Raw genomic sequence first — 11879 nt, forward strand, 5'->3', positions numbered from 1 at the left:
ACCTGCAAGGGCTTGATCCACATCAACGAGGGACGGTCGCGCCAGGAGCATCTTTTGCTAACAGAGGTCTGAGATGCAGCTCTTCAACTCGACGAGGGACTACGGCGCGATTCCGCAGACGCTGCATTGGCTGACGGTCGTTCTCGTGGCCGTCGCCTGGGCGCTTGGGGTGTTCGGTGACGTGCTGCCCAAGGGCGCGCCGCGCGAGTCCGGCCTGCTCGTCCATGTGACGGCCGGGATCGCGATCCTCATGCTTCTGGTGGTGCGCCTGGCTTGGCGGCTGGCCGACCCATCTCCGCCGCCGGAAGCGACCGAATTCGCCACATGGATGGGAAAGTGGCAGGATCCGGCCGCGCGTTTCGCGCACTACGTTCTCTATGCGCTGCTCTTTGCCGTGCCCGTCATTGGCATCGTGTTGCAGTTTGCGCGCGGTGAGTCCTTGCCGCTGTTTGGCATCGCCGAGATCGCGTCGCCCTGGCCCAAGGATCGCGCGTTTGCTCACAACGTCAAGGAAGTGCATGAAATTCTCGCCCACACCCTTGTCATCGTGGCCGCAATGCATGCAGCCGCTGCGCTGATCCATCACTGGATCTTCCGGGACCGGACGCTGCTTCGCATGCTGCCTCACTCGGACGATTAGGGAAGGCGACACGCCTGTCGGAAATCGTGGATTGCGCCGGTCGCTTCCGCCGCGGCCGTCAGAGCCGTCTCGTGTCGAGCTGTGAGGTGGCGTCGCGGTGCCGTCGATGCGGGCATTGTTTCGAGAAATTGAAGACCCAATTCGGTCCAGGCGCCATTATCAACCGGCCTGCGAGCCGCCACATCGGCGTCACGAGCATCCGGTGGGCGCGACCCTCACGTCACGAGGACGGCGCCGAGGCAGCAAACGCGCCCGATGCCGTGGTCGTGAGGAGCGAACGGTGGACGGACAGCAAGCGCCGGGCGGATCCCGGCCGGGCATTGTGCATAAGGAGCGTTCGCCGGCGGACCCGCGCGCCACACCCAGGGGGGCCGCTGGACGTGCGCTGTGGCCGCTCGCCGGGCTCGGCCTGATGATCGGAATGCTCGTCGCGCTGCCATGGATGGTCGAATATGTGACCGTCGGCCAGTATCTCGTCCACACCGATGACGCCTATGTCAGGATGAACGAAGTCCCGGTCAGGTCGGCGGTGTCCGGCCGGGTCAGGGACCTGCTCGTGACCGACAATCAGGAGATCGTTGCGGGACAGGTTCTGGCACGGATCGAGCACCGGGACGAGCGCGCCGCGACGGTCGCGCTGAACGACGTCATCGCTCCCGTCGCCGGCGTCGTGGCCGCAGGCGGTCTCCATGTCGGGGACGTCGTGACGGCAGATCGGTCGTTGATGGCCGTGGTCACGCCGGGCGAGCCCGACATCATCGCTGCCCTCGCGGTCTCCGAGATCACCTATGTCGCGATCGGACAGGCGGTCACGATCGACGTGCCGGGCCTGCCTTCCATCCGACTGTATGGACATGTTGCGGACGCCGAGCTGATCGGCGCGTCGTCCGGCTCGGACGACGAGGACCGGATCGCGCTGAAGATCCGCCTGCCGAGGGCGGCGATGCCCGCCGGATTGAGATCGGGCATGGCGGTCGGTGCGACGATCCTGACTGGCCTGACCGGGACGGAGCGGATGGTTTCGCAGATCCTGCGGGAGAGGGCGCAGAAGAGCTGTCGCTGCGAGCAGGATCTCCAACCCGCGTCGATGCAGCGGCGCATCTGACCATGACCATCCCTGCGCAACCTCGAATGCCGCCGTGAACTTGGTAAAGAGGAACCTTGCGCGCGCCCAGCGAACGTGCCGCCGGTCTCAATCGCCCGCATCATGCGCGTTGATGACCGCCACGAAGGCCTCGCCGTAGCGCGCGAGCTTGACCGTGCCGGCGCCGGGGATGCTGGCGAGCTCCGCGACGGAGCGTGGATGGCGGGCCGCCATCTCGGCCAGCGTCTTGTCGTGGAAGATGACGTAGGGCGGGACGTTCTGCGCCTTGGCGAGCTCCATCCGGCGGATGCGCAGCTTTTCGAACAAGTCGCGGTCGAGGTCGGGAAATTCCGTCGTGGTCTGCCGCTCCCGGGCCTTGCGGTCGCGCCGGGCCTTCTTCAGCACGCGCAGGCTGAGCTGCGGCCTGTCGCGCAGGAACTGGCGGCCTTCGGGCGAGATCGACAGGCCGCCATGGCCGGCGACGTCGACGCTGATCAGGCCGTGGGCGACGAGCTGGCGCACGATCGAGCGCCAGGCGTTGCGGTCGTGCTCCTTGCCGATGCCGAAGGTCGAGAGCTTGTCATGGCCGAGCCGCTCGATGCGCTCGTCGCTCTCGCCGAGCAGCACCGCGACGACATGCGCCTGGCCGAAGCGCTCTCCGGTGCGGTGGATGCAGGACAGGAGCTTCTGCGCGGCGATGGTGCCGTCGAAGGTCTCCGGCGGATCGAGGCAGATATCGCAATTGCCGCACGGCGCGCAATCGTCGCCGAAATAGCGCAGCAGCACCTGGCGGCGGCACTGGCAGGTCTCGGCGAAGCCGAGCAGCGCATCGAGCTTGCGGCGCTCGGTGCGCTTGCGCGCATCGGGCGCGTCGGACTCGTCGATGAAGCGGCGGCGCAGCGCGATGTCCTCCGCCCCGTACAGCATCAGAGTCTCGGAGGGCAGGCCGTCGCGCCCGGCGCGGCCGGTCTCCTGATAGTAGGCCTCGATGCTGGAGGGCAGGTCGGCATGAACAACGAAGCGCACGTCGGGCTTGTCGATGCCCATGCCGAAGGCGATGGTGGCAACCATGATCAGGCCCTGCTCGAGCTGGAAGCGGCGCTGATTCTTCTCCCGCGCCTTCATCTCCATGCCGGCATGATAGGGCAGCGCCGGGAAGCCGTGATCGCTGAGCGAGGCCGCGACCTCCTCGGTCTTGCGCTTCGACAGACAATAGACGATACCGCTCTCGCCCTCGCGCGATTTGAGGAAGGCCAGCATCTGCTGCATGCTGTTGACCTTCTCGGCCGCGCCATAGCGGATGTTCGGCCGGTCGAAGCCGGCGATGAAGCTGTTGCCGTCGCCGATGGCGAGATGCTCGACGATCTCGGCGCGGGTCGGCGCATCGGCCGTGGCGGTGAGCGCGATGCGCGGTATGGTGGGGAACAGCCCGGCGAGGCAGTCGAGGGCGCGGTATTCGGGCCGGAAGTCATGGCCCCATTGCGAAACGCAATGCGCCTCGTCGATCGCGATCAGCGACAATTGCGCGGTTTTGAGGCGCTCGAGGTTCTCGGGCTTGAGCAGCGTCTCCGGCGCCATGTAGAGCAGGTCGAGCTCGCCGCGCTCGATGTCCTGCCACAGCAGATCCTTCTCCGCGCCCCAGAGCCGCGAGTTGAGCGCCGCGGCCTTCACGCCGGCCTGCCGGAGCGCCGCGACCTGGTCCTCCATCAGCGCGATCAGCGGCGAGATGATCAGCCCGAGGCCGGGACGCGCCAGCGCCGGAATCTGGTAGCACAACGACTTGCCGCCGCCGGTTGGCATCAGCACGAAGGCGTTATGGCCGGCGATCACGTGCTCGACGATGTCGCGCTGCCGTCCGCGAAAACTGTCATAGCCGAACACGGTCTTGAGGATCGAGAGCGGATCGGCGGCCATGGCAACGCACTTCTTCGACGGACGGAGGGACTGGATAAGTCCCGTCGCAGCCCGCCGCCGTCAAGCGAAAGCTGCCCGTTGGCGCGCATTTCGGCCAGGCGATGCATGGGGCGGGGGACAGCGGCAGGGGGCGCGTTGGACAAGCCGAGGAGTTATGGCAGAATCGACTTGCATCGCATTATGCTCCTATCCTGATACGCGCATGGGCTCCCGGGGTGAGCTGACATGACCAATCGGATCATCACGCTGGCCACGCTGAAGGGTGGGAGCGGCAAGAGTACGGTTGCGACCTGCCTAGCGGTGCATTGGCACCTCGCCGGGCGCAGGGTGGTGCTGGTCGATGCCGATCCGCAGCGATCGGTGGTGCGGCTCGCCGAGCGGGAGCGTGCGCTCGCCGGCCTGCGCGTCGTCGAGGATGCCACCGAAGGCGTTTGGCGCACCGCCAAGGAGCTCGCAAAATCGGCGCTGGTGATCATCGACACGCCGGGGTTCCGCACGCCCTCGACGCTCGGCGCCTTGGCCGCTGCCGATCTCGTGATCGTTCCGGTGAAGCCGTCGCCGCTGGATGTCGATGCCATGCTCGACACGCTTGCGATCCTGGTCAACGGCATCAAGGGCTGGCGGCCGCTGTTCCGTTGCCTGCTGACGCAGACGACGCGGGAGTCGGTGATCGCCAAGCACATTCGCGTGGAGATCATGAAGGCCGGTTTTCCGCTGCTCGACAGCGAGATGCAGAACCGCGTCGCCTATCCCGAGGCGGCGCTGTATGGCGCCACGCCGGATCTGATCGACGAGGGGGGGCGCGCGGCGCAGGACATCGCGGCGATCGCCGACGAGATTGATCGTCTGTTCCTCCACGAGGCCGCGGCATGAGCCGCAAGCTGCCGAAGGCGGTCGGCCGGACCATGGGGGAGATGCGCGGCACCGGCGCTGCTGATGGCGACGACGCGCAGGTCGCCGAGGGCAAGAGCGTGAAGGCCAAGGCGGCGCCTGCGGATGCCGGTTCGGACCCGGTCGACGAGGTGATCGCGCCGGCGCTGGTGCCCGGCGTGTCGTCGGCGGTCGTGCCGTCGCACCGGCAGCGCGGCCAGCTGATCGTCGAGCGCTATGCCGCCTATGCCGCCGCGGGTGGGCTGATCCCGATTCCCTTCGCCGGCCCCGTCGGGGTCGGGCTGATCGTGCTGCATATGCTGAAGAAGCTCGCCGAGGAGTACAGCGTGCCGTTCCAATACGATCAGGCGCGCCCGATCGTTGCCAGCCTGATGGCGGCTGCGGCGCCTGTGGTGGCGGGCGGCCTGACCACGGCGGCGCTGAGTCGTGTGGTGCCCGGCGCCAACCTGTACGGGATCGCGGTGTTCTCGCTGACGGCGATGACCACCACGCGCGTGCTCGGCGGCATCTTCCTCGATCATTTCGAGCAGGGCGGCAGCCTTGCCGACCTCGGCGCGTGACCGCTACGCGTCTCCATCGAGTGCGCGCGACCAGTCGGCGATCAGATCGGCAGCCTCCTCGAGGCCGGTCGAGAGCCGCACCCAGAATTCATCCGCCGGCTGTTTGGCGAACTGCCGCGGCGGCGGCTCCAGGATCGGCAGCACGAGGCTCTCGGCGCCGCCCCATCCGAAGCCGAGCCGGCTCAGAGCGAGGCGGTTGATGGCGGCGATGACGTCGTCGCGGGCCTCGGCGGCGAAGGCGATCGTCAGCAGTCCGGCTGCGCTCCTGCAGTCGCGCCGCCACAGCTCGTGCCCCGGCGCGCCAGGCAGTGCCGGGCACAGCACGCGGCGCACGTCCGCGCGTGCGGCGAACCAGCGGCCGAGCTCGATCGTGGTGCGTAGCTGGCGCTCGCCGCGCAATGGCAGGCTGCGCAGGCCGCGCAGCGCCAGATACGACTCCAGCGCGCCGGGTACGTGCCCGAGCTGCACGGCGATGTCCTTCAGCCGCGCGGCATGGCGGTGCGAGGTGACGAGGGCGCCGAGCATCAGGTCGGCATGGCCCGCCGCCTGCTTGCCGAGCGACACCACGACCACGTCGACACCGTGCTCGAACGGCCGGAACGCGCCGAACGCGCCCCAGCTGTTGTCGAGAATGGTGATGACGCCGTGCGATCGCGCCGCAGCCGCGATGGCGGGTACGTCCTGCATCTCCAGCGACAGCGAGCCCGGCGATTCCATATAGACCGCGCAGGTCCCCGGCCGCAGCAGCCGGGCGATGTCGGCGCCGGCGGCCGGATCGTAGAACTCGATCTCGACGCCAAGGCCGCGCAGCACGGTCTCGCAGAACCGGCGGGTGCTCGACGCGACGGTGTCGGCGACGAGGAGATGCTGGCCGGCGCGGGCGAAGGCGATCAGGGCCGCGGTCACCGCGGCGCTGCCGCTCGACACCAGGATGGCGCGTTCGCCGAGCTCGAGCTGGGCGACCGCCGTCTCGATCCTGCTGACGGCGGGCGTGCCCATGCCGCCATAGAAGAACACGTCGAACGGATTGGCCTCGGCTTCGTGCAGGGTCTCGACAGTGTCGAAGAACACCGTCGAGGCTGGCTGGATCGCGGGCTGCGGAGTCTGCCGCTCTGCGGTTGCTTGAACGGCACGGGTGGACAGATGGAGCTGTGGTCCGCAAGGCTGATCCGGCATCCCGGTCCCGGTCCGCGACGGGCTCAGTCTGATGGCATTGTTGTCAGTCACGGCCGGTGCCCTCCGCAGCGAGCATGTCGATCAGCGCATCGAGTTCGTCCTCCGACAGGGCATCGAGCTCGCCGTCGGACAGGATTGGCGTGTCGCCTGCCGGAACGGGCTCGGCGGAAGGCGCATCCGCCCGCATCGTTTCGAGATGCGATGCGAGCAGCCGCGGTGTCGGATGGTCGAAGATCACGGTGGCCGGCAGGCGGATGCCGGTGCGGCCCTGCAGGCGGTTGCGCAGGTCGAGGCCGCTCAGGGAGTCCAGGCCAAGCTCCGCGAAGCGCCGGTCGGGATCGATGCCATCGCCTGCATCACGCCCGAGCGACCGGGCGAGATCGGCCAGGACCCTGGCAAGCAGCGTCTCATCCGAAGGACGTGGCTCCGCGATCTCCGTCCGAGCCTTTGCTGGAACGTGCCGCTCGCGGCCGGCGCGCAGCTCCGCGAGTTGAGGCGCCGCCGGGCGGCGCTCCAGGAAGCGATCGACGTCGAGCGGCACCACGCCGATCTGCGCCGGATTGGCTTTCAGGATGCGCCAGAGCGCGTCGAGACCTTGCGCGGTGCGGATCCCGCCGATGCCGAGGCGCTGCAGATTGCCTTGATGGTCGTGTCCGGCCACGACGCCGGTCTCCGACCAGGCGCCCCAGTTGATGCTGATTGCGGCAAGCCCACGCGCACGCCGATGGGCGGCCAGCGCATCGAGCCAGGCATTGGCGGCAGCATGGCTGGCCTGTCCGGCCGAGCCGAGCAGCGATGCGGCGGAGGAGAACAGTACGAAGCAGCCGAGGTCATGCTGCGCAAACAGCCGATGCAGCACCAACGCGCCGGCCACTTTGGGATCGAACGCCAGGGCCAGCCGCCCCGGCGACTGTTCAGTCAACAGCGCATCGTCGAGCACGCCGGCCGCGTGAAACACGCCGCGGATGGGGACGTCGGCGGGCAATGAAGAGAGCACCGACTGCATTGCATGCTCGCTCGCGACGTCGGCCACCAGCGCATGGATCTGGATTCCCGCGGCGCTCCAGCCTGCGAGACGCCGCGCAATGGTCTCATCGGGCGGGCGGCGACCAAGCAGCGCGATGTTGCGCGCGCCCTTCGCGATCAGCGCTTCCGCGAGCGCCAGGCCAAGACCGCCATAGCCGCCGGTGATCAGTTGGATGCCGTCGAACGAAAGTGTGGCGGGCGAACCCTCGGTCCGCTTCGGCGGGGCTGGCGCAATCCGCGGCACGAAACGGCGCCCGTTGCGGACCGCCTTAAGCGTTTCGCCCTCGTCGCAATCGAGCGCGGCCAGCAGATCGGCGCTGGTCGTGCTGGCGTCGATATCGATCAGTCGTGCGGCCAGATTCGGCAGCTCGAGCGCTGCCACTTTCATCAGCCCCGGCAGCGAGGCTGCGACCAGACCATCGACCTGGTCGCCCGGTGATGCAGCGATCGCACCGCGGGTCAGGATGCTGACGCGCGCGGGCGAGGACAGGCTTGCAGCAAGCTGCAAGGTGGCGAGACTGCGCGCCGTCGTGTCGAGGATCGCCGCGCGCATGGTTTCGACTGCGACGTCGGGAGCGCCGGCCGCATCCAGCGCCGTGCAGTCGACAACGTGAACGCGGCCCGTCGCTTCGGCCGCACGGCGATGCAGCTCGGGTGGTTGCAGCAGGCTGCATTGCGCGCCGGCTTCGGCCAGCACCTGCGCCAGCCGTGCCGCCTCACCTCCCTCGTCGGCCACGAGAAGCCATTCGCTTTCGGCAACGACATGGCCGGCGCGCGCGAGGATGACGGTCTGACCGAACGGCTCTGCGCCAAGCAGCGGTGAGATCTCGTCGAAGCCGTGTCGTGTGAGCATCCGGCCCCAGCCGGCGATGTCGAGCAAAGCATGGCCGGTCTTGCGCCGGTCGTCATCGAAGCGCCACCAGCCGTCGGTCATGCCGAAGGTCAGATCGAGCCAGCGCTGCGGCGTCACCGCTTCGACGAGCACCAGCAGACCGCCAGGCGCCAGCAACTGGCGCGCGTGGGCGAGCGTGACGGCAAGGTCTCGCGTCGCATGCAGCACGTTGGCGGCGACCACGATGTCGAAGCTTCGCAGCGTGAGACCCTGGCTCGCTGGCTCCGCTTCGATATCGAGACGCTTCGTCTCGATCTGCTCGCCGAAGCGGTCGCGTGCATCGGTCAGGAACACGGTGCCGATGTCGGTGAACACGTAGCGTGTGGCATCTCTGGGCAGCGCATCGAGCACAGCGGCCGTGGTCGCTCCGGTCCCGGCACCGATCTCCAGGACCTGGATCTGACCGGGGGCTGCCTGTTCGGCCCAGGACGCCAGCGCCTGCTTCAGCAGCGTGTTCATACAGCGCGTCGGCAACGGCTCAGAATAGAGCTCAGCGAGCTGGCGCGGATCGCCGGCGGGCGACAGCAATTCGAGCGGATCGAGCTTGCCGGTGAGCACCTCGTGCAGCCGGGGTCCGCAACGCGACAGCAGCCGCCACTCGGCGGCGATCGAGATGTCGGGCAAATTGGCGGGCGCGCGCGGCGGCAGCGGCCGGTCGGGCCGATCGACAAAGCCGGTGGATGTCGTGGCGATGAGGCCGGCCTCCGCCAACATCGACAGCATGCGCGCGAGCAGGGCGCGCTGGTTCGAAGCAATGCCGAAGCGCGCCGCGATCGTCTCCACCGAGCCGTCGAGCGCGAGGTGACGGCGCCAGCCGAGCGCATGGAGCGCGCCGGCGGCATAGCAAAGGCTGACCTCATCGAGCAGCCGTTGGCCGTCGCGATAGGCGACGTAGGCCGGCGTTGCCGCGAGACGTTCGCCTGTCGCGGCAACCGATGCCGCGATCTTGCGGACGGCGGGCCGGTGCAGCCGCTGCGCGCGCCAATGCTCGGCGATGAACCAGGCGTCGGGCGCGGCATCCGCGTGGGCCAGCCAGTCGGCCGGCATGGCGCGCGCTTCGAAGCCTTCGATCACGAGCCGCGTATCGCCCGTGTCCGAGAGCAGGCGCAGGTCGGCGGTGACGCTGTCGGCATCGCGGCGCGTCAGGCGCATGTGCCACCAGCCGGTCGCCTGGTCCGGACCACCCGTCCATCGCAGGCCGGCGCAACGCACCGGGACGATCGGCGCATTGTAGTCGTCGCCGAGCGCCGCGAGCAGCAATTGAAAGCCCGCATCGATCAAGCCAGGATGCAGCGGACCTGCTTCATCCGCGGTGAGATGATCGAGTGGCGCGCAGCGCGCCAGGGCCTGGTCTCGGCCGCGCCAGACCTGCTGCAGATGGCGAAAGCGCGGGCCGAGCGCGATCCCGAACCGGCGGGCGCGCGCATAGAGCGCGACGACATCGAGCGCGTCGGGGCAAGCGCCGCGGAGCGCAGCGAGATCGCTCGCGGGTGCAGCCCCGCTGACGTCCTGCAAGCGCGCTGTCAGGCACCGCCGCCATGCCGACTCATTAGCGGCACGGCCCATCAGTTTGAGCTGGCCGCCATCGGCATCGCCATCAGTGACGGCGATTTCCACCTCCACGTCAGCGCCACGCGGCAGCGTGAGGGGCTGTGGCAGCCTGATGTCGCTGAGGTCGCTGACGCCGAGGCGCATGGCCGCCTCGCGGGCGGCCGCAATCCATACGGCGCCGGCGACAACGATCGCGCCCTGCACCTCGTGATCGTCAAGCAGCGGCTGCAGCGAAGGGCCAAGCCGGAAATGAAACAAGGTCGCGTCGAGCGCGGCCGAGCGGACGAGAGCGCCGATCGGAGAGCGGGGCGTGCCGCTTGCGAGGTCGAACCAATAACGCTGCCGCTGGAACGCCGTGGTGGCGACATCGCGCTTGCGCCAGCTCTGCCGTGGCCAGAGCATCGACCAGTCGACGCTGCGGCCAGCGAGAAACGCCGCAGCGGCGGCGTGGCGGTCGGTTGTTCGTTCGCCGTCGCCACTCACGCTGCGAGCGACCGCGGAAGCGGCCTGCGAGGTGGCGTCACCGCGTGCAAAGGCGCGTAGCTGCCGCGCGAACTCGCTGGGCTCGGATGCGATAGCCGTGAGGCGATGCCCGAACGCGCCGCGGCAGGTCGCGGCGGTCGCACAATAATCGCGGAGCTCGGCCGCCGGCAATGCGTCCAGCAGACCCGCGTGCTGCTCGGCCTGCTCGCGCAGCGCCGCGGCGGACTTTGCCGAGATCACCAGCAGCTCGTCGCCGCAAGGCGCCGGAATGGCCGGCACATCCGCGGGCACGGGCACCTCGATGACGAGATGGGCGTTGGTGCCGGAGAAGCCGAAGGCGCTGACGGCGGCGACGCGTCGGCCCGGCGGCAAGGGCGTCGGCTTGCGCGGCACTGCAAGCCGGTAGTGATCCCAGTCGATGTTCGGATTGGGTGTCTCGAAGTGCAGATGCGGCGGCACGATGCCGTTCCGCAGACTGAGAAGGGTCTTCATCAGCCCGGCAACGCCGGCCGCGGCTTCCAGATGCCCGAAATTGGTCTTCAGCGATCCAACAAGCAGCGGCTCGTTGCGCTCGGTGGCATAGACACGGCCGATCGCCCGCAGCTCGATGGGATCACCGAGCGGGGTGCCGGTGCCATGAGCCTCGACATAGGCGACGTCCGACGCAGCGAGGCCGGCGCGGCTGAGCGCTTCGCGCATGACGGCTTCCTGCGCCGCTCCGCTCGGCACGGTCAGGCCGCCGCTGGCGCCGTCCTGGTTGACGGCGCTGCCTCTGATGATGCCGAGGATGGTGTCGCCGTCGGCCTCGGCATCGGCGAGACGCTTCAGCACCACGACGCCGCAGCCCTCGCCACGGACATAGCCGTCGGCGCCGGCGTCGAAGGTGCGGCAGCGCCCGCGCGGCGACAGCATGTGCGCCTTGGAGAAGGCGATGCTCGGGATTGGGCTGAGGATCAGTCCGACGCCGCCGGCGAGCGCGAGGCTGCATTCGTTCTGCTGCAGGCTGCGGCAGGCCTGGTGGATCGCGACCAGCGACGACGAGCAGGCGGTGTCGATGGTCATGCTCGGACCGGTGAGGCCGAGGGCATAGGACAGGCGGCCGGCGGCCACGCTGAGCACCGTGCCGCTGACATGATAGGGCCCGACGCGGTCGCGATCCTCGGGCGCCGCCTGCAGCGTTGCGTAGTCGAAAGTGCCGAGACCCACGAACACGCCGGCGGCGCTGCCGTAGAGCGCGGTCGGATCCTGGTTGGCGCGCTCCAGCGCCTCCCAGCTCACTTCGAGCAGGACACGCTGCTGCGGATCCATGGCGTGGGCTTCGCGCGGCGCGATGTTGAAGAAGTCGGCATCGAAGCGATCGACGCCTGCGCAGAACGCGCCGTGGCGCGCGGTCATGTGCCCCGGCGTGGCGGGATCCGGATCGACGAGGCGGGCGTTGTCCCAGCGATCCCGTGGCGTCTCGGTCACTGCGTCACGTCCATTGGCGAGACTGTCCCACAGCTCCGCGGGCGTACCGGCGCCGGGCAGGCGGCAGGCCATGCCGACAATCGCGATCGGCGCCGGCGTCTTGAGGCGCGCGATCTCCGCCTCGAGGCGGCGGATCGTCAGCAGCGCCTGCTTGATGAGGGACGGGTCCTTGGGCTCTGGACTGCTCATGACCAT

7 protein-coding genes are annotated in these 11879 nt (G+C 68.8%); 4 read left to right on the forward strand and 3 right to left on the reverse strand.

Features of this window, described 5'->3' with window-relative positions; genetic code table 11:
- Positions 1-73 precede the first annotated feature (73 nt).
- Positions 74-640 carry a cytochrome b gene (locus tag QX010_RS25815; protein ID WP_315804979.1) on the forward strand — a complete coding sequence of 189 codons (567 nt, stop codon included), beginning with the start codon at positions 74-76 and terminating at the stop codon, positions 638-640.
- 202 nt (positions 641-842) lie between these two features.
- Entirely contained in the window at positions 843-1745 is a 903-nt protein-coding gene (locus QX010_RS25820; RefSeq protein ID WP_316182724.1) for a biotin/lipoyl-binding protein, read from the forward strand.
- 87 nt (positions 1746-1832) lie between these two features.
- Here QX010_RS25820 and recQ read toward each other — a convergent pair whose 3' ends face one another.
- Positions 1833-3638, reverse strand: coding sequence for a DNA helicase RecQ (recQ, locus tag QX010_RS25825; protein ID WP_316182725.1), 1806 nt, complete (start codon positions 3636-3638; stop codon positions 1833-1835).
- 225 nt (positions 3639-3863) lie between these two features.
- Here recQ and QX010_RS25830 point away from each other — a divergent pair, with 225 nt between their 5' ends.
- Together QX010_RS25830 and QX010_RS25835 are read left to right on the forward strand one after the other, a co-directional pair.
- Positions 3864-4511 (forward strand): ParA family protein, encoded by a 648-nt coding sequence (locus QX010_RS25830; protein WP_316182726.1) that lies wholly within the window; start codon positions 3864-3866, stop codon positions 4509-4511.
- Entirely contained in the window at positions 4508-5089 is a 582-nt protein-coding gene (locus QX010_RS25835) for a hypothetical protein (protein ID WP_315804975.1), read from the forward strand. The genes QX010_RS25830 and QX010_RS25835 overlap by 4 nt, the downstream gene beginning before the upstream one ends.
- Before the next feature lie 3 nt (positions 5090-5092).
- Here QX010_RS25835 and QX010_RS25840 read toward each other — a convergent pair whose 3' ends face one another.
- Both QX010_RS25840 and QX010_RS25845 read right to left on the reverse strand, forming a co-directional pair.
- Positions 5093-6316, reverse strand: a complete 1224-nt coding sequence (locus QX010_RS25840; RefSeq protein WP_315804974.1) for a trans-sulfuration enzyme family protein — start codon at positions 6314-6316, stop codon at positions 5093-5095.
- Positions 6309-11873 (reverse strand): type I polyketide synthase, encoded by a 5565-nt coding sequence (locus QX010_RS25845; protein WP_316182727.1) that lies wholly within the window; start codon positions 11871-11873, stop codon positions 6309-6311. Before QX010_RS25845 ends, QX010_RS25840 begins: the two co-directional genes overlap by 8 nt.
- Between the last annotated feature and the right edge of the window lie 6 nt (positions 11874-11879).

Origin of the sequence: Bradyrhizobium sp. SZCCHNRI1009 (assembly GCF_032487575.1) — a bacterium.
Classification (GTDB): Bacteria; Pseudomonadota; Alphaproteobacteria; order Rhizobiales; family Xanthobacteraceae; genus Bradyrhizobium.

What these genes read in the sequence shown, in the direction of transcription:
- QX010_RS25845 (WP_316182727.1), bottom strand. Translation starts at nt 11,873, where the DNA reads ATGAGCAGTCCAGAGCCCAAGGACCCGTCCCTCATCAAGCAGGCGCTG.
- recQ (WP_316182725.1), bottom strand. Translation starts at nt 3,638, where the DNA reads ATGGCCGCCGATCCGCTCTCGATCCTCAAGACCGTGTTCGGCTATGAC.
- QX010_RS25815 (WP_315804979.1), top strand. Translation starts at nt 74, where the DNA reads ATGCAGCTCTTCAACTCGACGAGGGACTACGGCGCGATTCCGCAGACG.
- QX010_RS25835 (WP_315804975.1), top strand. Translation starts at nt 4,508, where the DNA reads ATGAGCCGCAAGCTGCCGAAGGCGGTCGGCCGGACCATGGGGGAGATG.
- QX010_RS25830 (WP_316182726.1), top strand. Translation starts at nt 3,864, where the DNA reads ATGACCAATCGGATCATCACGCTGGCCACGCTGAAGGGTGGGAGCGGC.